This is a genomic window from Williamsia soli (genome assembly GCF_017377795.1).
Taxonomy (GTDB): Bacteria; Actinomycetota; Actinomycetes; order Mycobacteriales; family Mycobacteriaceae; genus Williamsia; species Williamsia soli.
On the sequence record NZ_JAFRDR010000005.1, the window covers coordinates 252814 to 276258 of the forward strand.

The 23445-nt window shown below is 63.2% G+C and carries 21 protein-coding genes and 3 pseudogenes; 17 read left to right on the plus strand and 7 right to left on the minus strand.

Translation table 11 applies throughout. The annotated features are described in order from the left end of the window. Nucleotides 1-36 precede the first annotated feature (36 nt). The 5 genes from J3S28_RS15525 to J3S28_RS15545 all read left to right on the plus strand — a co-directional run bounded on the left by J3S28_RS15525 (nt 37) and on the right by J3S28_RS15545 (nt 4522). A complete protein-coding gene (locus tag J3S28_RS15525) occupies nt 37-1260 on the plus strand; it encodes an acyl-CoA dehydrogenase family protein (protein WP_207841634.1) in 1224 nt (407 codons plus the stop codon). A 279-nt stretch (nt 1261-1539) separates the two neighbouring features. After that, nucleotides 1540-2745: a flavin reductase gene (locus J3S28_RS15530; RefSeq protein ID WP_207841635.1), complete on the plus strand. Its 1206-nt coding sequence runs from the start codon at nt 1540-1542 to the stop codon at nt 2743-2745. A 331-nt stretch (nt 2746-3076) separates the two neighbouring features. Further along, complete coding sequence (locus J3S28_RS28885; protein ID WP_207841636.1) at nt 3077-3553, plus strand: nuclear transport factor 2 family protein; 477 nt, start codon at nt 3077-3079, stop codon at nt 3551-3553. Between the two features lie 184 nt (nt 3554-3737). Further along, on the plus strand, nt 3738-4274 hold the full coding sequence (locus tag J3S28_RS28765; protein WP_307797168.1) for an LLM class flavin-dependent oxidoreductase: 537 nt from the start codon (nt 3738-3740) through the stop codon (nt 4272-4274). Between the two features lie 2 nt (nt 4275-4276). Next, complete coding sequence (locus tag J3S28_RS15545; protein WP_207841638.1) at nt 4277-4522, plus strand: hypothetical protein; 246 nt, start codon at nt 4277-4279, stop codon at nt 4520-4522. Nucleotides 4523-4635: 113 nt separating this feature from the next. On the opposite strand, the gene J3S28_RS15550 is transcribed toward J3S28_RS15545, so the two are convergent. After that, nucleotides 4636-5352 (minus strand): SDR family NAD(P)-dependent oxidoreductase, encoded by a 717-nt coding sequence (locus tag J3S28_RS15550; protein WP_307797169.1) that lies wholly within the window; start codon nt 5350-5352, stop codon nt 4636-4638. 402 nt (nt 5353-5754) lie between these two features. Between J3S28_RS15550 and J3S28_RS15555 the strand changes: the two genes are divergently transcribed. The 4 genes from J3S28_RS15555 to J3S28_RS15570 all read left to right on the plus strand — a co-directional run bounded on the left by J3S28_RS15555 (nt 5755) and on the right by J3S28_RS15570 (nt 10576). Next, a complete protein-coding gene (locus J3S28_RS15555) occupies nt 5755-7299 on the plus strand; it encodes a sugar ABC transporter ATP-binding protein (protein ID WP_207841640.1) in 1545 nt (514 codons plus the stop codon). After that, a complete protein-coding gene (locus tag J3S28_RS15560) occupies nt 7292-8386 on the plus strand; it encodes an ABC transporter permease (protein WP_207841641.1) in 1095 nt (364 codons plus the stop codon). The genes J3S28_RS15555 and J3S28_RS15560 overlap by 8 nt, the downstream gene beginning before the upstream one ends. Before the next feature lie 509 nt (nt 8387-8895). Beyond that, a complete protein-coding gene (locus tag J3S28_RS15565) occupies nt 8896-9774 on the plus strand; it encodes a sugar ABC transporter substrate-binding protein (protein WP_207841642.1) in 879 nt (292 codons plus the stop codon). 568 nt (nt 9775-10342) lie between these two features. After that, nucleotides 10343-10576, plus strand: coding sequence for an acyl-CoA dehydrogenase family protein (locus tag J3S28_RS15570; protein WP_207841643.1), 234 nt, complete (start codon nt 10343-10345; stop codon nt 10574-10576). Between the two features lie 580 nt (nt 10577-11156). Here the strand turns inward: J3S28_RS15570 and J3S28_RS15575 are convergent. Together J3S28_RS15575 and J3S28_RS15580 are read right to left on the minus strand one after the other, a co-directional pair. Then, nucleotides 11157-11613 (minus strand): annotated as a pseudogene (locus J3S28_RS15575) (NAD(P)-binding domain-containing protein); the annotation flags it as partial. Between the two features lie 327 nt (nt 11614-11940). Next, the gene (locus tag J3S28_RS15580; RefSeq protein WP_207841644.1) at nt 11941-12498 is read right to left on the minus strand and encodes a nuclear transport factor 2 family protein; all 558 of its coding nucleotides are present in this window, start codon (nt 12496-12498) and stop codon (nt 11941-11943) included. A gap of 82 nt (nt 12499-12580) precedes the next feature. On the opposite strand from J3S28_RS15580, the pseudogene J3S28_RS15585 reads away from it, so the two are divergent. After that, nucleotides 12581-12974 (plus strand): annotated as a pseudogene (locus tag J3S28_RS15585) (CoA transferase); the annotation flags it as partial. Nucleotide 12975: 1 nt separating this feature from the next. On the opposite strand, the pseudogene J3S28_RS15590 reads toward J3S28_RS15585, so the two are convergent. Next, nucleotides 12976-13209: pseudogene (locus tag J3S28_RS15590) on the minus strand (4Fe-4S dicluster domain-containing protein); the annotation flags it as partial. Nucleotides 13210-13448: 239 nt separating this feature from the next. Between J3S28_RS15590 and J3S28_RS15595 the strand changes: the two are divergent. Together J3S28_RS15595 and J3S28_RS15600 are read left to right on the plus strand one after the other, a co-directional pair. After that, entirely contained in the window at nt 13449-15461 is a 2013-nt protein-coding gene (locus J3S28_RS15595) for a molybdopterin-containing oxidoreductase family protein (RefSeq protein WP_207841645.1), read from the plus strand. A 191-nt stretch (nt 15462-15652) separates the two neighbouring features. Beyond that, on the plus strand, nt 15653-16489 hold the full coding sequence (locus J3S28_RS15600; protein ID WP_207841646.1) for a CBS domain-containing protein: 837 nt from the start codon (nt 15653-15655) through the stop codon (nt 16487-16489). A gap of 40 nt (nt 16490-16529) precedes the next feature. On the opposite strand, the gene J3S28_RS15605 is transcribed toward J3S28_RS15600, so the two are convergent. Further along, nucleotides 16530-17090 carry a hypothetical protein gene (locus J3S28_RS15605; RefSeq protein ID WP_207841647.1) on the minus strand — a complete coding sequence of 187 codons (561 nt, stop codon included), beginning with the start codon at nt 17088-17090 and terminating at the stop codon, nt 16530-16532. Between the two features lie 110 nt (nt 17091-17200). Between J3S28_RS15605 and J3S28_RS15610 the strand changes: the two genes are divergently transcribed. Further along, a complete protein-coding gene (locus tag J3S28_RS15610) occupies nt 17201-17812 on the plus strand; it encodes a TetR/AcrR family transcriptional regulator (RefSeq protein ID WP_207841648.1) in 612 nt (203 codons plus the stop codon). Nucleotides 17813-17994: 182 nt separating this feature from the next. Here J3S28_RS15610 and J3S28_RS15615 read toward each other — a convergent pair whose 3' ends face one another. After that, on the minus strand, nt 17995-18990 hold the full coding sequence (locus tag J3S28_RS15615; protein ID WP_207841649.1) for a helix-turn-helix transcriptional regulator: 996 nt from the start codon (nt 18988-18990) through the stop codon (nt 17995-17997). Nucleotides 18991-19089: 99 nt separating this feature from the next. Between J3S28_RS15615 and J3S28_RS15620 the strand changes: the two genes are divergently transcribed. Then, complete coding sequence (locus tag J3S28_RS15620) at nt 19090-19557, plus strand: VOC family protein (RefSeq protein WP_207841650.1); 468 nt, start codon at nt 19090-19092, stop codon at nt 19555-19557. 100 nt (nt 19558-19657) lie between these two features. On the opposite strand, the gene J3S28_RS15625 is transcribed toward J3S28_RS15620, so the two are convergent. Beyond that, complete coding sequence (locus J3S28_RS15625; protein ID WP_207841651.1) at nt 19658-20998, minus strand: aminotransferase class I/II-fold pyridoxal phosphate-dependent enzyme; 1341 nt, start codon at nt 20996-20998, stop codon at nt 19658-19660. 97 nt (nt 20999-21095) lie between these two features. Here J3S28_RS15625 and J3S28_RS15630 point away from each other — a divergent pair, with 97 nt between their 5' ends. The 3 genes from J3S28_RS15630 to J3S28_RS15640 are packed head-to-tail and all read left to right on the plus strand — an operon-like array spanning nt 21096 to nt 23431. Then, nucleotides 21096-21731, plus strand: a complete 636-nt coding sequence (locus tag J3S28_RS15630; protein WP_207841813.1) for an FMN-binding negative transcriptional regulator — start codon at nt 21096-21098, stop codon at nt 21729-21731. 51 nt (nt 21732-21782) lie between these two features. Then, nucleotides 21783-22703, plus strand: a complete 921-nt coding sequence (gene pdxS, locus J3S28_RS15635; protein WP_207841652.1) for a pyridoxal 5'-phosphate synthase lyase subunit PdxS — start codon at nt 21783-21785, stop codon at nt 22701-22703. Between the two features lie 2 nt (nt 22704-22705). Beyond that, complete coding sequence (locus J3S28_RS15640; RefSeq protein ID WP_207841653.1) at nt 22706-23431, plus strand: B3/B4 domain-containing protein; 726 nt, start codon at nt 22706-22708, stop codon at nt 23429-23431. The last annotated feature ends 14 nt before the right edge of the window (nt 23432-23445 follow it).

Consider the following 23445-nt stretch of genomic DNA (forward strand, 5'->3'; position numbering starts at 1 on the left):
CTTCAATACTCCCCACAGACCATGGAGGTCGCAAGCATGACGATTCAAATTGACGCACCGGTTGCGGTCGAACGAGGACTCACCGATCCTGAGATCGTTGACAAATGGGTATCGGTCGCCCGATCCCTCGCCCCGCTTGTCGAGTCCGAAGTCGCTCAGGGCAGCGAAGACAAGCTCGTCACGCGCAAGGTCGTACAAGCTTGGAAGGACGCTGGCCTGTACAGGCTGCTCGTCCCCACACAGCTCGGTGGTGAGGGGCTCGACAGTGCGTCGTATCTCAGAGTTGCCGAGGAGATCTCGCGGCAAGACGCTTCGGCCGGCTGGACCTTCGCCATCCACACGGTGGGAACGATGTTCCCAGGCCTCCTGCTTCCCGAAAGTTCGTACCGCATGATCGTCGGTGAGAATGCCGATCGGATTGCGTGCGGCTTCGCGTTCGGCAAGGTTCCCGGGACTGCGCGACCAGTAGATGGCGGCTACCTCGTCGAATCCGAACCAATGCCTTTCGGATCCGGCACCCAGCACGTCGATCGCGTCGCCAGCATGCTGCATCTCCTCGACAGCGATGGAGAAAAGGTCATCGGGGAAGATGGCAACCCGGTCGTGATCAACTCTTACATCGACCCCAGCAACATCGAGTGGCTTCACAACTGGGACCCGGCGGGCCTGCAGGGAACCGGATCGGGTCACTACCGTGTGAAAGAGCACGTGCTGGAAGAGAAGTGGCTGTCGTTGGCAAAAGGTGACCGGATCTCCGACCCGGTGTTCGGCCAGGGCTTCCTGCCGCTGGTACATCTGCACCACTCATCCGTCGTTCTCGGCGTTGCCAAGCGGGCCATCGAAGAAGTGGCCAAATCGGCGAAAGGTCGTCGGCGCGGCGACGTCGCAGCCTTGGACGAGAACGGGGTGTTCCAAAGCGATTTCGTACGGATCGACTCGTTGTATCAAAGTGCTCGCGCGTTCTTGATGAGTGCATACCAGCAGATCTGGGAGGCTGCCCGTAACGGGCGGGTGACCGAACTGGACACGGCGCGAGTGGTGCAGGCTGATCACTACGCTCATCGCGTGCTCCGGGACATCGTGTCGACCGCTTCGGTTTGGGCGGGTTCGGATGCAATCCCGCGGGACAACGTTTTCGCCCGGCTTACCAGGGACACAGCGGTCGCGTTGAACCACCTCATGCTCAGCCCTCATCAGACCGCGAGCCTGGCTCCGGCGCTGCTCGCGGAGGCGCAGACCGGGTCATTCCGCGCGTCATGAGCTACCTGAATCAGTAGTTGTTCGGCGAGGGCAGCCTGCTTGGCTCCCCTCGCCGAACTGCTGTATCGGGAGGCGGGCGGCCTGATCAAGGTTCCCTTGACTATCTATCTCTGGAATGCGGAATGCCCGTACAGGCGGCCGGCTCGGCCGCGCTCGAAGGTTTGGAGGCTGATCGATGAGCAGTGAAAAGAAGGACTGGCGAAGCGTGCCGGGCGTTACGCTCGGCGGTCGGACCCGTGTACTCAGACGCTCGCAGCGTCTGACGGGGTCGGTGCACTCATGACGCGTTCGTTTACGTCGGAGCAATTCCGGCAAGTGCTCGGGCAGTATCCCACGGGCGTTGTCGTCGTCACGGCAGTCATCCCCGACGGGCAGCCGATTGCGCTGACCATCGGATCGTTCTCGTCCGTGTCGCTGGAACCGCCACTCGTAGCGTTCTATCCGAGCATCGGGTCCAGCACATGGCCCAAGATCCAGGCGCACGGGCGCTTTTGCATCAACGTGCTCGGTGCCGGCCAGGAGGCACTCTGCCGCGCTTTCGCATCCAAAGCCTCGGACAAATTCGACGGAGTCACCTGGCGCCCGTCGCCGGGCGGCTCTCCTATCATCGAGGGAGCAGTGGCATGGATCGACTGCGATCTGGACGATGTGCAGACGCTGGGTGATCACTTTCTTGTCGTCGGACGCGTGAATGCTTTGGAAACGGCCTCCAGGGACTTGCCGCTGCTGTTCTTCCGTGGCGGTTACGGTCGTTTCCTTCACTCGTCGTTGGCCGCGTCTGAGTCGGCGCTCGCCGGATACCTCCCGGTCGTGGAGGCGGTGAGGTCTGAGCTCGAGAGTGTTGCCGATGACTGTGGAACCGAGTGCAATTTGGCGGCGCACACGCGCGACGAGTTCATTGTGCTGGCCGGGGCGGGATCCCAGGCGTCACCACAATCGAGCGCCCCGACGCGCGTAGGTCGACGTCTGCCTTACCTGGCGCCCATCGGCACGACACTGGCGGCCTGGGGTGACGAGAGCGACATCAAGCGGTGGGCAGCGTCAATCGATCGCGAGGCCGGAGATGGGCTGACACAGTGGCTCGACGTGCTGAGCCTGGTGCGCCGCCGCGGGTACGTGATCGGCCGTGGCGAGACACCCTATGCCGCAATGGAAGAGGCAATCGACAAACGGCGAGATGAGCTCGCGGATCCCACGTTGCTCGGTGCGCTCAGCGAAGTTCGTAAAACGATGCTGGATCAGCCATCTCTCGACAGCGCGGAGGAGACCTACGATATCCGTTCGCTGAGCGTCCCGATTTTCCTTGCGGACGGTCGTGTCGTACAGATGGGTTTGTACGGACTGCAAGCCGATATGTCTGGCGAGGCCGTACGATTCTGCGCACAGCGCCTCCTCCAGGCGGCACGTCGGTGCACAGCCCTCCTCGGGGGAACGCTGCCGGAAGACTTTCCCCGACCCACGGACTCGGACGGCATCGATCGGTGACCACCGGCGATGCGTCCGTGCGTAGCAGCTACGAGTCGGCCTGATCATCGGTGTGGGCAGGTCGGCTATCGCCACACACATCGCACGGCGCAGCCGTGCAACACTGCTGGTGTTTTTGGCGAGCGCCCTTCGCCGATCACCGTTCGCCGTTGGCGGCGACCGTCCAACAAAACGCTAACGGGCTTCTGCCAATGCTTGCCGAAATGCCAGCCCGCTGAACATGATTCACATACCTCGGGCATCCGATCCAATGTGACGCTACTCTCGGTGCCGGTGCCGGTGCCGGTGCCGGTGCCGGTGCCGGTGCCGGTGCCGGTGACGCCTCGTCGAGTTGTTCACACCCGATTGCGTCGTCGACTACGGCCCCCCGATGGGAGGCGCAGTGGTGGGGCGCAGGGCTCTCAAAGAGACGATCACAGCCGGGCTGGGCACTCTTCGTGCATCGAGCCATCACCTTTCCAATGCGTGCTTCGCGGTCGGCAACGACGGAACGGCCAAATCTGTCAGCTATGTCTACGCATGGCATCGTTGGGTCGAATCCAAGCCAGACTCAATCGTCATGGGTCAGTACCACGATGAGTTTCAGCTCTATCAGGAAAGCTGGCGGATCTCGAAGCGTGTGTTCGGATTGCTGGACAAGTCGATCAGGACTCTGACTGGTACCCGATCGACCGGCGGACGGACTTCGCCTGGAGGTGACCGAAATCGCTTCCGGAGCAGTATGATTCGACCGGCTTGCGCAGTCCGATTCGATCGAATATCGCAAGAAGTCTCAAGTTCTGATATCTCGTTACATCAAGGGTATTGATGAAGTGGACTCAAGCCGCTGATGGGTCTGCGGGTGACCGACGAGCCGGTTTCCGACGAGTCCGCTGGGCTGAGGGAACTTCGGCCCGCCAAAGGTTCCGCTCTAGAAGAAGGGAGCATGCCTTCGTCCAGTCGCGCCAACGGCCGCGAACTGAGGTTCGGCTTGGCGTACGCCTACCTCGATAGTGATCGGACGACGACGACCAACCCTGCCCGTCGCGGGTACGAACCGCATTGGGCGGATATTCTCGACCACGTGGCCTGGGCTGACTCCATCGGCTTCGACAGAGTGTGGTTCTCCGAGCACCACTTCGACGTCGCCTGCCGCTGCCGCCGCTCATGGCGGCAGCGGCAGCAATGCGCACCAACCGCGTACGTATCAGCAGCCTTGTGGCCCTGGGCCCCTGTATCACCCCCTCCTCTTGGCGGAAGAGGCCGCGATGGCCTCGGTCCTGTCGAGCGGGCGCTACGACTTCGGCGTCGGCTCGGGGTACAACAAGCTCGAGTACGACGCTTTCGGCGTGAACTTCGGCCATCGACCCAGCCTGATGGACGAGATGATCGAGATCTGTCGTCGTTCGTGGACCGGTGAGCCCTTCACGTTCGAGGGCAAGCGCTTCAGTCTGCCTGAAATCGCGGTGACGCCGGTACCGGCGAGCCCGCCATCAAGCGGGCTGCGCAGATCGGCGACGGCTTTCTCTCGAGCGACAACGCACACCTGAGTATGTACATCGACGCGCTCGCCGAGACAGGCCGCGACGGCATGGCGATAGCGCAGATTGTCGACGCAGTCAACGTCAGTCCAATCGTCGAAGAGGTCTCTTTTCTGGTGAGCGCGGGTCCGGGCGAGCCCGTTGGCAGCACCTATCCCAGGACGCAGTATTTGATGGACTACGTGATCCCCGAGGTCCGAAAGCGGTTGCAGAGCAGCGCATCCGAACCCGGTGAGGTCGTCGCCGTGGAGCGGTGAGCACCTGGCGCGGTTGTGCTGTTTGCCGGTGTTCGACTTGGGCAGTGTCCTTACCCGGGTCGATGACTTCAACCGCCACAGCCCTCACACGTGCATCGACGGCAGGCAGCTGCTCACACGACGGAGTATCCGCCATCGATGACCAGGGAGCCGCCTGTCATGTAGGAAGAGGCGTCTGTGGCCAGGAAGATCAGGCCGGAGTCCATCTCTTCCTGGTGGCCCAAACGGCCGAGAATGCTGTGCTGCTCGACCATCTGCGATAGGGGAGCGATTGCAGCGCCGGTCATCTCGGTCTCGACGTAACCTGGGCACAATGCGTTGACACGGATTCCGCGCCGCTTGGACCACTGACTGGCCAGGTCGCGTGTCAGACCGAGCACGCCGGCCTTGCTCGCGGAGTACGCAGCTTGTGGGAACTGGGAAGCCGTCAGGCTGTGCAAGCTCGCGATGTTGACGATGGTCGATCCTGGCTCCATCACCGACACCGCTGCCTGGGCCATCCAATAGGTTCCCATGAGGTTGACGTCGACGACAGTTCGAAAATGCTCCGGCGATTCCTTGTGGCTGGGAACGGAGCCCCCCAGACCCGCATTGTTGATCAAGATGTCGAGGCGCCCGAATCGGTCGATGGCAGCGCCCACGACCTCTTTACATTGATCGGGATTCGTGACGTCCATGACGAAGGGATGAGCAGTGATCCCCTCGGACGCAAGCGAATCGCATAACTCGTCAAGGCGTGGCCCACGTCGTGCAGCCACGACCACCGACGCGCCCACCGACCCGATTGCGCGAGCGAAACCCAGGCCGAGACCCGAACTGGCACCAGTCACGATGGCCACTTTGCCATCGGCACGGAAACGGTCGAGACATTGATTCATCGGGTCCTCCGGGTGTGTTCTGGACCGTCACACGGCCTGGGCGCCTTGATCGTGACACCACGTTCAAGGGGTTTCAGAAGCGGGGTTGTCGTCGATCAGTCATTCTAGCGATCGATTGATACGTATTGCCAAGAATGTGTTTGAACGCGTGCGAGCACCGCTGGCGCGAAGATCGATCAACTCGAACAGTGGTCGTCGCCGGACGGCCATCATTCCTGGATACGGCATTTTCAGGGCTGCGTGCGAGGAGCCTCTGCACGATTTTAAGCCGAGGCGTTGCGCGCATCACTAGCGAGCGTTAGAGTGACCTCTGTCATGTGACACACTTCACCCTCGATTCCCCTTTGGAGAACTATGTCGATGTCGCCCGTCGGGACAGACATGCCCCAGCCGGTCTTGTGTGTGAGCGGGCTGTCCAAGACTTTCCAGGGCCAGCAGGCCCTGAGACAGGTCTCCCTGGAACTTCAACCCGGTGAAATCCACTGTCTCCTGGGGCAAAACGGCTCGGGCAAGTCGACGCTCATCAAGATCCTGGCGGGGTATCACGCACCTGATCCGGGTTCGCACGCAATAGTTTTCGGCTCGGACGTCCAGCTGGGGAGCCATTCGCCCGCCGAGGCCGGACTCAGGTTCATCCATCAGGACCTCGGTTTGATCGACAGTCTCTCGGTGGCCGACAACATGTCGTTGGTTGGCACCTACCCGGGCCGGTTCTGGCTTTCGGACCGCGCACACGTCCGTAGTTCACAGCAAATCCTCGATTCGTACGACGTTGACGTTGATGCTTCCGCCATGGTCGGGTCACTCGGCGTTGCTGCTCGGACGCTGGTCGCGATCGTCCGCGCTTTGCATTTCGGTCCGTCACAGGATTCGATTCTCGTCCTGGACGAGCCGACGGCCGCGCTGGCCGAGGCCGACAAGCGTCATCTGTTCGACCTGCTGCGCGCCGTGCGAGCTCGCGGGCAGAGCGTCTTGTACGTCACCCACCTGCTTCAGGAGGTCTTCGAGCTGGGGGACCGGGTGACGATCCTGCGAAACGGCGCCATGGTGGCGACGCGGCCCGTTGCCGGCCTGGATCACGAGTCGCTCATCGAGCTGATCTTGGGTCGGAAGCTCGAAGCCTTATACCCCGAACACGAGGAGTCGCACGGTTCACCTGTGCTCGAAGTCGAGGACCTGAGCGGGGGAGGCATCCGAAACCTATCGCTGTCCGTGCGTGCCGGCGAGATAGTCGGTGTCGTCGGACTGATGGGAAGTGGAGCGGAGGACGTCGCCCATGTGCTCTTCGGGTCGCGTCCGCGCGACACCGGCACCGTCAAGGTGGACGGCATCGAGATCCCAGCGAACTCACCGGCGCGGGCGATCAAGGGGGGCATGGCGTTCAGCCCGGGTGAGCGCAAGCGTCTGGCAATCGTCGGGGACTGGTCGACCCGCGAGAACATGACGTTGCCGCGGCTCGCGGGGCGTGGACCACTCAAGTGGTTGTCCCGTCGTGCGGAGGCGCGCGACGTCATGCCCTTCGTCACGGAATACGGTGTGCAGCCGCCTGATTGCGAGCTCCGGTTGGCCTCGCTCAGTGGAGGCAACCAGCAGAAGGTGGTCATCGCGCGCTGGATGCGCAGTGGAGCCCGTGTATTTCTGCTGGAAGAGCCAACGGCCGGAGTGGATGTCGGGGCGCGACGAGCGATCTACGACGCCGTCATCAAGGCCGCGGCCGACGGTTCGGCAGTGTTGCTCGTGACGTCGGATTTCGACGAAGCGGCCTCCATGTGTGATCGAGTGCTCGTCCTGCGAGACGGGGAACTCGGCGCAGTCGTCCCACGGGCTGAGGCGTCGTCCGACCGCCTCCTCGGAGAATCCATTGCCAGGCCCCGAACGAAGGAATCGATCAATGTCTGAAATCACGACGGATGCTGCCCGGACTGGCAGCCACCCGGCGAGCGGGGGCGATACGCCCCAGCGCCTTAAGCCACCGAAAAAGAAGGTGGCGTTGACGTCGCAGCTGAGCAAGCTCAGCGGACCACTCTTACTGCTCCTTTTGATTGCGGTCTTCGGCGTCCTGACTCCTGACACATTCCTGACCTTGGCGAATGCGCGGTCGATCCTGACCTCGCAGGCGGTCGTCGGAATCGTGGCGCTCGGATTGCTCTTCCCGCTGGCGGCGGGTGCCTTTGACCTGTCGGCAGCTCAGAACCTGGGGTTCAGCGCAGTTGTGGTCGGATACCTGATCGTCGAAGCGGGACTCCCGGTCCCGTTGGCGATTGTTGTCACACTGGCGGTGGGTGCGATCGTCGGCGCCGTCAACGGCACCTTGGTCGCCGTGATCGGGATCGATAGCTTCATCGCGACTCTTGGCACCACGTCCCTGCTTCTTGCGGGCTCACAGGTGGTCGCGAACGGTGCGTACATCGGACCGATTGGCGATTCGTTCACCAAGCTGAGCTCCGGGACGATTCTGGGAGTACCCATCACGGTCCTGTACGTCATCGTGCTGGCAGTGGTGGCGTGGTATGTGCTGGAGCATTCGCCGCTGGGTCGCCGAATCTATGCGACCGGTGCCAACCGCGATGCTGCATCGTTGTCCGGAGTTGCCACGTCACGCATCGTGTTTGGGACGTTTGTGGTGTCGGGCGTTTTCGCGTCGGCGGCGGGGATCTTGCTGGCGTCGACCCTCGGCGCGGTCAGCGAGACGATGGGACCGGAGTACCTGCTGCCGGCCTTCGCGGCGGTTTTCTTGGGCACGACATTGCTCAAGCGGGGCCGGTTCAACGTCGGCGGCACCTTGCTCGCGATCCTGCTTCTGGGGACAGGTGTGCAAGGCCTGCAGCTGCTCGGCGGCCCCGTGTGGGTCATCGCGTTGTTCAACGGCCTGGCTCTCATCGCGTCGGTCGGCGCGGGGCTGACCGTGCAGCGGGCCCAGGCGCGCCGCGCGGTCCGCAGAGCCGCTCAGACGGCCCGCCGATCCGGCGACGTAGCCACCACGTAGGCGGATCAGCGGCAGCCTACGAGGCCGACGGGTAACTGCAGTCCGTCGCCGACCGGGCTGCACACGCGCGGAGTGTCGACGCGAGTGACCTGACGAACGACCGGGCTTCAGCGAAGACCGGCCCGTCGAACGACGCCCGAAAAAGGTGCCGAGCAGACCTGCAGCGTGCCAAACCGGCGATCAAAAAATAGCTACAAACTGCGTAATTCAAGTCTTGCCAAGCAATTTAGCGAGCGCTAGTGTAAGTCCCGATGTGACCCAACTCACTTACGACACGGAGCAAAATTATGATGAAGACCTATCCCCGGATTCTGGCGGCCAGTGCCTGTGCCACTGCGCTGGTGGTGCTCAGTGCCTGCAGCTCGTCGGACGACACGTCGTCCTCTCAAGAGTCGACAGGTGGCAGCTCATCGACCATCAGTGAGGCCAGCGCGGAAGTTGAGAAGTTGCGAAACCCGGCTCCGTTCGTGGTGGAGCCGTTGTCGGGAAAGGTCCCTGCGGGCAAAGTCGTGGCAGATGTCAACTGCACTGCTCCCGTGTGTAATCCCGGCGTTCTGGTCGAGGCAATCGAGGAGTTGGGGTGGACAGACAAGCCTTTCGTTTTTGATATCACCAAGGGTGCTCAGGATTACGTCCGTGCAGTTGACGCAGCGGTCAAATCGAAGCCGGACTACCTGGCGATCAACATCAACTTTGGTACCGAGGTGATCGATAAGCAGCTCAAGCAGGCCAAGGCCGACAACATTCCGGTCATCGGTGCCGGCGGGACCGATGCGACCAATGTCACGATGATGGCGCAGAACCCGGCAGCGCTGGAGACCGCGGGCAAATACATGGCCGACGTCGCACTCGACGACAAGAAGGGCCCGGTGAACGTCGCCGTGCCAACCGATATATCTCTGCCGTCTCTGGAGTCCATGACCAACGGTGTCCAGCAGCGCATTGCCGAGGTCCCAGGTGCGAAGGCTGATTTGATCGAGCTGAGCTTTTCTCAGCCGCAAGCGACCAATGTGTCGGGCATCGTCAACTACCTGAAGAGCCACCCCGACACCGAATACCTGCTATTCCCGGGGACAGGCTTTTACTCGGGGCTCAACCAGGCACTCAAGGGCGCTGGTCTGTCAGACAAGGTCAAGTTGGTCCTGACGTTCCCGTACGAGTCGGACGTCCAGGCCATCAAGGACGGGGAGTTCATCGCCGTGGTCGGGGCCGAGAGCAACTACCAGTGGCGGATGGCTGACGCCATGGCGCGACTGGCGGTCGGTGAAGAGCTGGCCACCAAAACGCCCGTGAACGATTTCCGCCTCTTAACGGCTGACAACGTCGACGTGGCGGGGCTCAATCCTGCTAACTACCAGCAGGTCTACCGAGCTGCCTGGGGCCTGTAGGTCCGAGCCTCGTCGCTGTCTATCCGCCGACCTCTGGGGCCCGTCTGGGCCTCAGAGGTCGGGTGTGTTCGGAACGCCCATACGGGAGCGACTGCGCACCGGCCGCAACACAACCGGTCATTACCACGGAGCTTCCGTCGCCGGAGTCGATTGTCGCGTAGGCCGACTTCGTTGCAAGAACACCGAAATGATGTTCACGCCGATCATCCGATAGCAACTGGCGGGAATCGCGCGAGTCGTTTATAGAGCGTCGGCGGTAGGTATGGTGCTAGAGAGCGGGAAGGCGACAGCGTCGGGATCGTCGGAGCTGCTCATCAAAGCCATGCCGGGGCTCACAGTCGGCGTTGTAGGTGGCGTCGAGCGGCTTGATCGCGCCTCTGTTGATGCCGGGCGGGATCTTGAACAAGTCCTACGCCGGCCCGACTGGAAGCTCACGCCTTAGCCGCCCCATCACTTCCAGACCAGCCCCGTTGAGCCACAAAGATCTCCCTCGCATTCAAGCCAACGAATATCGACAACCACCACCCCTGCCAACTCGTTACAAGGAGACTCCGCCATCTCCAGAATCTTGACGCCAGAGCAAAACGAACTTCGGGAGGAGACCCGTGCCTTCGCGCGCGACGTTGTCGGGCCTCGCCGGCTCGAGGCCGAGGATCCGGAGTTCCACAAAGAGATGGCTCGGCTGATGGGCGAGGAGGGTTTGCTGCGGACTGTCGCGCCCGAGGAGGCCGGTGGCGCAGGCATGGGGACGATGCTGTTTCCCCTGAACATGCTGATGAACACGCAGGCGACCGAGCACTAGTTCGCCCGCGCGCCGGCCGGACAGACCTTTGTGTCGGTCGGTTTCACCGATCCGGTCGTTATCGCCAACTACACCGAGCATCCAGACATCGCGAAGCGTGACGGGGACGACTACATCGTTAGCGGCGTCCGGTACTACGTGGGAATGGCCCCTTTGCCGACATTATCGGGGTCGGCGGTCTGTTCGAGGGCGACATGCGCCTGTTCTGGTTAGATGCCGATCAGGCTGGCATTTCCGTCTCGGACATGCCGAGGTTGGGTCTGGGTTCGCCGTGGGGTCGTGTCGAATTGAAGGACGTGCGGGTTCCCGCTGAGCTCGTCAACGACCTGAGCATGCTGGTCAAGCATAGGGAGCTCGAACGCTAAGCGTCACATGCCGATCTGGCGCGGTCTTGCCGCGAGAGCAAGCGGTGGCGGGCGGTAGTCAGAAGTCTCTCGGTTGTTCCGGCATAGGGTTGCGTGGTTTGTCTCCGCGGAGGCACTAGCGCTGAAAGTGGTTCGCACTGAGCAACATCAAGATTGCTACTTGGGAACCACCGAGTGTCCGCCAAATTGGTTGCGGAGGGGTGACACCGCTTTGCGTTGGTCTGGGCCCGCAGGGTGCCGGTGACGTCTTCGATGAGTGGTTCGGCGTCGAGGATCTCGTACCCCTCGCCGTAGGCGTGTATCAGGCCGTATCCGTTTTCCAATCCTCAGATACCGCCGGACACTCCGCAATCGACATAGCGGATTTCTCTGGTGCTCAGCAGATCTGCGTTGATCGCGCCGTCGGTGTACTTGGAGTTGCCGCCATAGATCACAAGATCGCCGGGTGACAGGATATCCGAGAACGTCTGGACGGTGGACCGAGTCGGTTCACCCGAGGGCACCATCACCCAGACGATCCTCAGGCGTCGAGCGCGGAGGCGAGTTCGGCAAACGATCCGACATCGGTGACTTCAGGACGAGGGGCATATCCGATGACCTCGATTCCGGCGTCCTTGACCCGGGTCCGCATGAACCGCCCATCTTTCCCAATCCCACCAAACCCAGTTGCATGGTGTCACCAACCCTTTGCCGGTTACGGTCCTCGCGGTCAGATGGCCGGAATCGGTTGAATCGAAACAGTGCTCGGGCATCGGCCAGCAGTTCTCCGTAGCCAAATCAAGTTGGGACGTAGGAGATCTCGATCATCCGATCGATGTATATTGACGTTTCGCACCTTGACCGCGCCTTCCGGCATACCGCCGTGAAGTTGGTTGGACAAAGAGATCGACAGCTCGGTTTTGCATGTCGGAGGCTCACCATTTCGCATGCGCTGCATCAGAGCGGATACCCGAACAGCGACGGCGTTGCCGTCGCTGTTCGCCTCAGCCACAACAGGCCCTACCAGTCGGTGTCGTAAGTGGCGTCGCGCGGCTCGATCGCGCCTCGGTTGATGCCGGGCGGGATCTTGAAGAAGTCCCACGCCGGCTCGTAAGCGCTGGCCAGGGCGTAGTCGTAGACCGTGAGGCGCTTTAACACCCGCCAGCTGCCGTCGCGCTTCTCGAACAGGTCGCGGTAGCGACCTGAGTTGAACCCGATCGTGTCGTGCTCGACCGTCCCGAGGTTGTCGTTGGGACCGGCTCCGTAGACGCCGACGAAGATGAAGTACGTCTCCACTTTTGCCTGATCACCCTCGCGGGACAGGATTCGCGGCGCTCCGATGAGGTGGTGTCGTGCACGACCTGCATCGTCCCGTGCGTTGAGCGCGCGCTCAAAGAAACCGGCGGCGTCCCCGTCGTACATGCCGTGGTTGTCGACCCCCTCGGGCCAGAAGATCGTAGCCATCAAGTCCGCGTCCGCACGGTCAACGGCGCGTCCGTATCTCAGCATGACTTCTTGAATTGCGCGCAGCTCGAGGAGCTCACGAACCTCGGCCAGCTCTGCATCAGATAGTTCCATATTCTGCATCGTATCCAAGAGTCTGAGCGTGCGCTAGATACACGAACACGCCGCTGCCATGCACGATCGAAGTTTCTGAACGCTGTCACTCGAGCATGCCGTCGCCGCGCCCTTTGCCACCCGACAACTCGCTGATCTCGGTGCGCGGGTCATTAAGATCGAGCGACCGCGTCCGGCGGTGACTTCGCGCGCCAGTATGACGAGTCAGTGAACGGTCTCTCGAGCTACTTCGTGTGGCTCGATCGATCCAAAGAATCAGTAGCCGTCGACGCCAAATCCTATGAGGGCAAGGCGATTCTAGGCGACCTGGTCGATACCGCGGATGTCGTCGTACGGAATTTGGGGCCGGGTGCAGCCGCGCGACTCGGCCTGTCGGCAGCAGACCTGCATGCGAAGGGTCCGGGCAAAATTGTTCTCAATATGACGGGTTGGGGTAGCACTGGCCCGTGAAAGACCGCAAGTCCTACGACTTGCTGCGTTGATCTGTAGGTATCCGTCGAGGTGGGCCGGCAGTTCGTAATCGACATGGATCGCCTCGACCGGGCACACGTCGGCGCACGCCCCGCAGTCGACGCACGTCGCCGGATCGATGTAGAGCTGCTCGGTGGTCGTGAGGTCCGGATCGCCCGGACGGGGCCGGATGCACTGCACCGGACACACCGCGACGCATACGGCATCGTTGCAGCAACCTTGGGTGATCACGAATGTCACGGCGCTCACAGTAATGGCAAGATCTCGACGATACCTGCAGAACTCTAGCGCTCGTTAGTTTTGAAGGATTTGCGCAGCAAAAGCGCCACGCGCCGAGCTGTGCCGTCCCATCGACTCTGGTAGACCGCGGAGGTGCTGACTCTTGCGACCTGTGTCACACCGAGATACTCTATCGATCGTTAGACCGGTACAGGGTCAGTTGTTCTTAATACGGATGCTGACAGAGGGATGGGATACCCATGGTCGAGACGGTGCGGTTCAACTGCGAACTCTGCATGTCCATGTGCGGCATGATCGCCACCGTCGAAGACGGTCGTCTCGTGAACGTCATCGGCGATCGCGAGCACCCTGCGTCGGCCGGGTATACCTGCTCCAAGGGTCGGGCACTCCCCGAACGTCACTACGGCGACCAGCGACTCGACTTCCCGCGACTGCACGGTGAACGAGTCACCTGGGACGCCCTACTTGACGACGCGGCTGGGAGGATTCAGCAGCTCATCGCCCAGGGCGGGCCGAACAGCGTCGCCGGCTACTACGCGACCGGTCAGGCCTTCAGCGGCGGCGCCTATCCAATGCTGGACCTCCTGGAGCAGCTGGGATCGAACCAGGTGTATTCACCCATGACCCTGGACGTCGCCCCCAGGTTGCGCGCTGCCGAACTCGTCACCGGCATTCCCTTCCTGCATCCGAGCTGGTTCCCAGAGGAGGGGCCCACACTGTGCGTGATGCTCGGTACCAACCCGTCGACCTCGGGCGGATGGATCGGGTCGGCGCGTAGCAACTTGCCGCAGCGACTGCGTGGCTTCCAGGCACGTGGCGGTGAGGTGTGGGTGGTGGATCCGCGACGGACGACCTCCGCTGAACGGGCCGACCGGCACGTCGCGCCACGTCCTGGTACCGACATCTTCCTGTTGGCCTGGTTGCTGCGCGAACTTCTCGACGAAGGATACGACGCACATGAGGTCGCGTCGGCCTGTGACCCCGCCGATGTGGAGCGGCTGCGCGCCACCGTGGCGCCCTTTACCCTGGACGTGGTCGCGGCACGAACCGACCTCGCGGCCGACGACCTGATCGAGCTCCTGGCGGCGATCCGGCGCCACGGCAAGGTGGTGGTCCTGGGCGGAACCTGCCTCGGGTTCCAGCCCGAGGGCGTCGTGGCCGAGTGGCTCGCTCTGGCCATCATGATCGTCACTGGTTCGCTCGATGTCGAAGGCGGCCTCAAGTACCTCGCCGCCGACAATGGGATGCTCGACGGGCCGGCATGGGCCTTTCATGCACCTGAGGACGGCAGTGTCTCTCCGGGGCCGGCCAGCCGTCCTGATCTCGACGGTATGCTGGGTCAGTTTCCCAGTGTCACGCTGCCGGACGAGATCGAGTCCGGCCAGGTACGGGCACTGATTGTCTTCGGTGGCAGCCCGTTGACCTCGGTTCCCGATCCGGACAGGATGCGCGCTGCTCTGGCGAAGCTGGACGTGCTCGTGGTCATCGACCCCTTCGACGTCGAGATGACGAAGATGGCCACCCATGCCATGCCGTGCGCCTGGGTGACAGAACGGACCAGCTTCATCCATGAGCCCTTGCAGGGCATCGATCGCTCGTACCTGAGTCCCGCTGTCGTGCCTCCCGGCGGAGAGCGGCAGCAGTCCTGGTGGATCATTGCGCAGCTGGCACGCCGGCTCGGCAAAGACGTGCTGGACGGGCTGGACCCGGACACCTCTGACGACGACACGGTGGTCCGGCATCTCGCCCGCGCGCGGGCCGACTTCGCCGAAGAGGTGTTCGCAGGTGGGTCCCACGGTGCCCCTGTCCCGACCGGGATCGGGTGGGTGCACGAGAAGATGCTGCCAGGCGGACGTTGGCGCTTGGCGCCGCGCGTCCTGCTCGACCGACTGACGGCGGCGCTGCCGCAGGAGAGCGGCGGCTTGCGGCTCGTCGCTGGGCGGCGGATGAAGAGCCTCAACAGCAGGGTCTACGCACAAGGGTCGGACGAGGCGCCGCCCATCGGGATCAGCGCCGCGGCTGCGCGCGATCACGCGATCACCAGCGGGGATCTGGTACGGGTCAGCAGCGCCTCGGGTGCCGTCGAGGGCCGCGCCGAGGTCGACGCCGCCCTGGGTGATGCGGCCGTCTACATCAATCACGGATGGTTGGAGCAGAACGTGAACCGGATCATCGACCGGATGCCGGACACTTTGACCCTGCAGCCCGTCTTCACCGGCATTCCCGTGACATTGGAACGTGTCGAGGCCTAGGCCCAGACGCCCCTCTGCCTGAGGCAGGGCTGTTTGCCCGGGCCGGCGACAATAGACGGAGCCGAGTGGACCAAATGCCGTGCGACCCCCGAGCAAACGGGCCGTACACGGTTCCCGGTCTGTCCCAGTTCACCGACCGACCGGCATCAACCCTGTCGGATGTTGGTGAGCCATGCACCGCTGGGGACGCGATGGTGACCATCCTCAAGACGCTCGGGGACCGCTCGGACGTGGGCGCCGTCCGTCGGGAATTGGATGATGACCACATGCACATGGTGCTCATCGTCGATGGAGGACGGCGACTGCTGACCACCATTACCCGTTCGGACCTACGGACATCGATCCCCGACTCCACCGAGGCGATCAGTGTCGGGCGGCTGGCGGGACGCACAACCCGGCCATCCACCCCGATCATCGACATCACTGCGCGGCTGAACCGCAGCGGAGAACGACGTCTGGCAGTCACAGACGACCAGGGGCGAATGCTTGGTCTGCTCTGCCTGAAACGGGACCGGACCGGTACTGCTGCGACGACGGTGTCGCCGCACGGGCGTATGAGCATGGACGGTTACGCGGCCGATGAGCTCACCGTCGCCATTGCTGTGGGCCAGGAACAGCGTCCGCGCGCTCATTTAGCTCGGCGATCGCATGGCTCAGACTGTCGTGGGCGCTCGGCCGATCCGACGCCAGCCGATTACCGCACGGCAGCGGACAGCTTTCGGCTTCGGGCGGCTTCCTCCTCTTATCTGGTCGGCGAGTGGGTGACAGAAGCGGCGACGGTCGGCGCAGGGTCGTCCTGGCAGCGTCTGTCCAACCCGTACCGTCTCGCTACCGGCTGCATGTCACGACAGAATGAGTATTGGAAGCTGTTTCTCGATTGCTCGGCGCGCTTCGCGCTCGACTTTAGGACGGCACGCTCCGGCCAGCTGATCAGCTCTATCTCGAAACGGCCCGCCGATCCAGCGTGTTCGCTGCCACTGATCTACCGCTACGCCGATAATCGGTACCCCAAGCCCTCTCTCGGGTAGCGGAAATGCGTTGAGCGACAGAGAGAGTCGAGATCCGCGTCTACTGCCGCCGTTCGAGAGTGCCTAAGCGGATGGCGGAGATGAGGAACAAGATCCCGCCGAGTGCGGCGTAGCCGCCTACGCCCGTGATGGTGTCTGTGTCTCGGAATGATTCCACTAGAAAGGCGATCCCGGCCGCGATCGACAACGAGCCGCTGATGATTTGTGGTGTCTGCCCGCCGATATGGCGTCGTTGTAGGGCGGTCGCGAGTTGCGTCGCTCCAGAGGCCGCAGCCCAGGCGCCCCAGACACCGAGGGCGGCGGCGACGGACGCGGTTGACGCCCAGGCAAGCGTCGCGGCGACCACCAGGCTGACGCCGACGTTGATCATCTCCGTCAGGCGTGGGGCAGTGTGGCGGCCCTCGGTCTGCAGTTGCCACAAGACTGCTGCGGCGTCGACGAGCGGGTAGAGGACCAGCAGGACACTCAAGAGTGGTCCGACGGGAGGTGAGGTCGAGATCAGAATGGCGGCCCATGCAGCAGCGAATGCAAAGCGGACAAGGTAAATACGGCGCAGTGAACGAGTCTGCGGGGTTGTTGAGCTCGAGAGTGTAGTGGTCATTGCTTTCCTTTAGCCCGGTCGATTCAGCATGTAGGGGTACTAGTTCGTCTACATAGGCGACTATAGGGTGTGCTCAGCGATCGAGCAACTGACCGACAGGAGAGCAAGCCGTGAGTGCCCAAGTCCCGGATGCGACGGTGCGCACCACGTCAGGTGCGGCCACGCGAGCGCGCATCCTGACCGCTGCGAGTGAGCTGTTCTATGCCCATGGGATTCGCGCGACGAGCGCTGACCGCATCATCGCAGCGGCAGGCATCACCAAGGTCACCTTCTACCGTCACTTCCGTACGAAGAGCGATCTCGTGGTCGCATACCTCGAGCAGCAGGCAGCGGGGGAGCGGGGTTGGATGGAAGGGGTGCGTCTTCCGAATCAGCCGGTGGAATCGTTACGCGCGCTCGCCGTGGACATCGGGGCTGCAAGCTGTAGCCCCGGATTCCGGGGTTGCGCCTTCATCAATGCGGCAGCGGAGTTCCTTGACGCCTCGGACCCGGTTCGGGAAGCCGTAGCTGTCCATCGTCAGTGGACACTCAACTATTTCGCTGACATCGCAGCAGAGGCCGGAGTTCCTGAGCCCGATTCTGTTGCAAAGCAATTGATGCTCTTGCGAGATGGGGCAATGGTGAACGGCTATCTCGGTCAGGCGGCATCGGTGGCCGGCACTCTCGGAACTGCGTTCACCTCGATAATCGCAACAGCACAGGATCGGTCGCAGCCCAGCTAGTGATCAGACATCCTGTCGCAGATGTCGCTGGTTCGTTGAGCGGCGCCGAGGACCCGCTATCGGGTCAAAGGGCGAGGGCGGTGCGCCCAAGAACGGCTTCGGGATTCATCTTGCAGCGCGACTCGTCACCGGCGCTGCATTGACGCACCCGGCGGTGTGCAGGGTGATTCTTCTGTGCCGCGTCACTGACTCCCGAGGGTGGTCGCGGTGGTTCTGTTGCGGTCCGCGAGTTGTGCGAATGCTTCGGTGAGTTCGGGTGGCTCGATGACCTCGATGTCGGTGTCGAATTGGTTGAGGGATGCGGCGAGGCCGATCCATGACCAGGCGCCGGTGTGGAGGCTGCATCGGGTGGGTCCGAGGGCTTCGACGATCCCATCGCCGGCGAAGGGGCGTACGTAGCTCGCGGGCCGGTCGAGAATGACTTTTCCGGTGCACGGCCAACGGTTTTCGCCGTGCGAGCCTTTGAAGCGCGCTGCCACAAACGTGGCGACGTCACCGCCGGGCACCGCTCGTGGGGTGAACTTGGGGCCGGTGGGGGTGCGGGGATTGATGCGGTCGGCGCGAAAGATCCGCCAGTCGCTGCGATCGCAATCCCAGGCCACGAGGTACCAGTAGCCACCTGCGGTGGTGAGGTGGTGTGGCTCCACTCGCCTCGGGGGCAGGGCGACGGATGCCGCAGCGGTGCTGGAGGGTTCGTAGTCGAAGCGCAGTATCTCGTGGGCGCGGGTTGCTGTCGAGAGGGCGATGAGGACCTCGGGTGAGACCGTCGCGTGCACTGCGGCGCCGGGCCTGATGTCGATGGTGGTGAACTGCACCGCGTTCAAGCGGTGCTGAAGCCGGGAAGGCATGACCTGCCGGACGGTGGTCAACGCCCGCATGGCGGCCTCGGCGATGCCGACGCCGGTGGCGGTGGCTGATTGCAGAGCAACGGCGAGAGCGATGACCTGGTCGTCGTCGAACAGCAGGGGTGGCAGTTCGGTACCGGCGTCGAGGCGGTACCCGCCGTCGGGTCCTTGTGTGGCGTGGATGCGGTACCCCATCTCGCGGAGGCGGTCGATGTCGCGGCGCACCGTGCGGGCGCTGATGGAGAGCCTGTCGGCGAGCAGTGAGCCAGGCCAGTCGCGCCGGGTCTGCAGCAGCGAGAGCAGATTCAGCAGCCGTGACGTGGTGGTGGTCATGGGTCCGAGGTTATGTCCCTTCTAGGACAAAAGCTGACCTATACGGCTGCGAATGTGGTTGTCGTCGGGAGACCCCGGCGACGAATCGTAGGAGCACAGATGAGCATTTCGGCCACTACCCACCTCAATTTCAACGGCGACGCCCGGCCGGCGCTGGAGTTCTATCAATCCGTGTTCGGAGGACAGACCGTGATCACCACCTATAAAGACTTCGGGATGCCGGCGGATGCGCCTGGGGTCTCGAACGTCGTCTTCGGGCAGGTGACCACCGCCGATGGTTTCCGTGTGATGGCGTACGACATTCCGGGACGGTCCGGCGGATCGATTGCGGGCGCAGGGTCGACGCATCGGGAGAATGGCACCACGATCACCGATCAGCCGTTCTTCGTCTCCGTGGAAGGTGAGACTCTCGACGAGGTGCAGGGCTACTGGGAGAAGTTGACGGTCGGCGCCAGCATCGTCGAGCCACTCGCGGCATCATCGTTCAGCGCCGGATTCGGAATGGTCACTGACAGTTTCGGGGTGACCTGGATCCTCGGCGTCGCGGCCGCCGACACCGAGGCGTAACTCTCAGCCGCGGCGCAAGCGGTTACGTTCGCGCCGCGGCGGTGCTCCCTGTCAGCTGTCGGGTGACGCCTCTTCTTCTGCGCGAAGTAGCGAGCCCCCACTACGTGGCGTGGGATGCGGATGGTCCATCCCCAGCTTTTCTGTGCAGTAGTCCCGCCAGGGCCGCGGCGAAGTGGCCGGTGGTGGGCTGGTCGAGGCTGGCGGTGGTGACGCGCAGGGCGTTGGGCCGGGGAGCGTCGCCGGCGGTGAAGATGTGTCCGGGTTGGGTCGCCCAGCCCGCGTGGGCGAGTTCGGTGTGGAGCGTGCCCGCGTCCAGATCGGTGGGTAGGTCGATCCAGAGGTTCAGCCCGTCTGGAGCACCAAACGGAGTGATGTTGTGCTGCAGCAGTTCCGCGGTGAGATCGGCGAGTCGGCGTTGGTAGGTCAGGCGGGCGGAATTCACGAGGGCCATGCAGTCGGGATCGGTGAACATGTGGGCGGCCGCGCCTTGCAGCAGGTGGCTGACCCAGGTTTTCCCGGCGCGCAAGCGTGCCCCCAGGGCGTCGGCGGTGACCGGGTCGGTGTAGGTGAGCGCGACTCGCAGGTCGGGTCCTAGGAACTTGGCCATCGATCGGATCAGCGCCCAGCGGTGGGTCGTGGCGGGCGTGACCCGGTGATAGGAGGCAGCGGCGACCATCGACAGGTGGTCGTCCTCGATGACGAGGACTTCGGGATAACCCTCTAGAAGGCCCGAGAGTTCCTGTGCGCGTCCGGTGTTCAGGCTTGCCCCGGTGGGGTTGTGGGCGCGCGGGGTGATGATGACAGCGCGCGCGCCTTCGCGGAGTGCTCGATCCAGGCCGTCAGGGGTCATTCCGTGTTCGTCGACCGCAACTGCGGCTGTGCGGTATCCATTGAGGCGGATGGTGCCGATGCTGGCCAGAAAGCACGGCGATTCCAGCGCGACGAGGTCTCCGCGGATCAGGTGGGCGGCCAGCAGTCGTTCGACCGCATCGACCGCTCCGTGGGTGATCACCAGCTCGCCCGCGGGGGCGTCGTCGAAGAGGTCGTGCGCCACGCTGCGTAGTCCGGGGTGTACCGCCGGGGCGCCGTACACAGACGGCTCACTGCGCGAGGCGTTCACCGCTGCGTAGAGGTCAGGTAGCAGCGCCGGATCGGGGTTGCCGCTGGCCAAATCCACGGCCCCCGGGGCGGGATCCAGTTCGGCGTCCGGCTGGGGAAGTGCGGTGATCACCGTGCCGGCGCGGCTGCGGGTCACCGCCAGACCCATGGAGACCAGCTGGCGGTAGGCGGCGGCGACGGTATTGCGGTTGAGGTTGAGATCGCCGGCGAGCGTACGGATCGGCGGTAGGGAGTCACCGGGTTGGAAATGTCCCACCGCGACAAGGTCGCGAACGGATTCGGCGATCGCTGCCGCCGTGGAACCGCTGATCCGACGCTGCACCTCAACCGCCTTTCTATTGTCCTAGGACAAATGTTAGCCTGGCTGCGCAGCGCACCTGGCACCGCCCGTCCACTGTCAACGAATGGAGACTCGAGCCATGTACATCCCTCGCAAATTCGAGTTGACCGATGAGCAGATCGCAGCAGCGCTGCGTACCGCCGGGATGGCACATCTGATCACCCCCAGCACTGACGGGCTCCAGATCACCCCACTGCCCATGATGTACGACCCCGACAGAAACGCGTTGGTTGCCCACATGGCACGTGCGAATCCCCACTGGCATGCAGCAGAGGAAGGGAGCGAGTCGGTGGCGATCTTCACCGGCCTGGACGGATACATCTCGCCGTCGCTCTATGCCACGAAGGCCGAGGGCGGCAAGGTGGTTCCGACGTGGAACTACGAGACCATCAACGTGTACGGCACGCTCGCGGTGCACGACGACGCGGACTGGCTCCTCGAGCACGTGAGCGCGCTCAGTGATCGCCACGAGCACGTCCGCGAGAGGCCGTGGGCCGTCACCGACGCCCCCGAACATTTCATCGCCGGCCAGCTCAAGGCCATCGTGGGCATCGAGATTGCGATCACCCGGTGGGAGGGCAAGGCGAAGATGTCCCAAAACCAGCCGGAACGCAACCAGAGCAGCGTCGTCGAGGGTCTGACGAACTCCGCCGACGCCTCTGAACGTGAACTGGCCGGTGCAGTCACCACGTACACCGCACTACCCACGGCCTGAGCGACAGCCCGCCAAGCGCACCATCACCGACCTACCGCGAAGGATTCAAAGATGTCCAGCAACAACAAGTCCCAGGCTCAACCCTCGGAGAACGGCACCGGAACCGCGCGTGTCAAGCGTGGGATGGCCGAGATGCTCAAGGGTGGCGTGATCATGGACGTCGTCACCGCGGAGCAGGCGAAGATCGCCGAGGATGCGGGTGCTGTGGCTGTCATGGCTCTTGAGCGTGTTCCGGCTGACATTCGTGCTCAGGGCGGGGTGTCGCGGATGAGTGATCCGGACATGATCGATTCGATCATTTCTGCGGTGTCGATTCCGGTGATGGCCAAGGCGAGGATCGGGCATTTCGTCGAGGCGCAGATTTTGCAGAGCTTGGGTGTGGATTACATCGACGAGTCCGAGGTGTTGACGCCGGCCGATTATGCCAATCACATCGACAAGTGGCAGTTCACGGTTCCTTTTGTGTGTGGTGCGACCAACCTTGGTGAGGCGTTGCGTCGTTTGACCGAGGGTGCGGGCATGATTCGCTCGAAGGGTGAGGCGGGGACCGGTGATGTGTCGAACGCGACGACCCATATGCGCAAGATTCGCGATGAGATCCGTCGGTTGACGTCGTTGCCGAAGGATGAGTTGTTCGTGGCCGCGAAGGAATTGCAGGCGCCGTATGAGCTGGTGGTGGAGGTTGCCGAGAGCGGCAAGCTTCCGGTGACGTTGTTCACGGCGGGCGGTATCGCGACTCCGGCGGACGCGGCGATGATGATGCAGCTCGGTGCTGAGGGTGTGTTTGTCGGATCTGGGATTTTCAAGTCCGGTAATCCTGCCGAGCGGGCGGTTGCGATCGTGCAGGCGACCACGTTCTACGACGATCCCGATGTGCTGGCCAAGGTCTCGCGCGGGCTGGGTGAGGCCATGGTCGGCATCAATGTCGACGACATCCCACAACCGCACCGGCTCGCCGAAAGAGGTTGGTAGACATGCAAGATGTACTCGACCGGGCCCGCGTCGATGATGCGGTCTTCGCTCTGCGGCCGGACTACCGAGCCCTGCTCGTCGCGGTCGACGGCCTGGTCCCAGGCCCGAGCGACGAGACGAGTGACACCTTGTTACGGGCGGCAGAAGCGTCGGTCCGGCTGACTGATCGACCGGTAGAAGAGTTGCCGCACATCGCATCCTGGCGCGAAGCCTACCGGGCTTTTGGCGCCAAACCTCAACGCACGCGTAACAGTGCCGAAGCCCTGCTCCGTAGGGCCCAGGACGGACTACCGCGCGTGAACCGGCTGACCGACGTCTACAACGCCATCTCGGTGTCGCACCAGATCCCGATCGGGGGAGAAGATCTCAGTCGATACGTGGGTGCACCACGGTTGATCCAGGCCGAGGGCAGTGAAGAGTTCGACACCGTCGCCGGTGGAGAAGAAGTGATCGAACATCCCGCCGCCGGGGAAGTGGTGTGGTGTGACGACATCGGGGTGACCTGCCGGAGGTGGAACTGGCGCCAAGGCCGGCGAACCCAGCTGAACGAGGCCACGACCACGTCGCTGTTCATTCTCGACGCACTTGATCCGTTGACCAATGAACACCTGATGGCGGTCGCCGACGAGTTGGTCGAACATCTGCGGCGCCTCGGGTCCGACGTCCGGGTCGCCCAGCGACTGATCGCCGCTAGATCAACGGGCGCAGCGGCAGGGCCGGAGGACTGACTCCGGGGGCGACT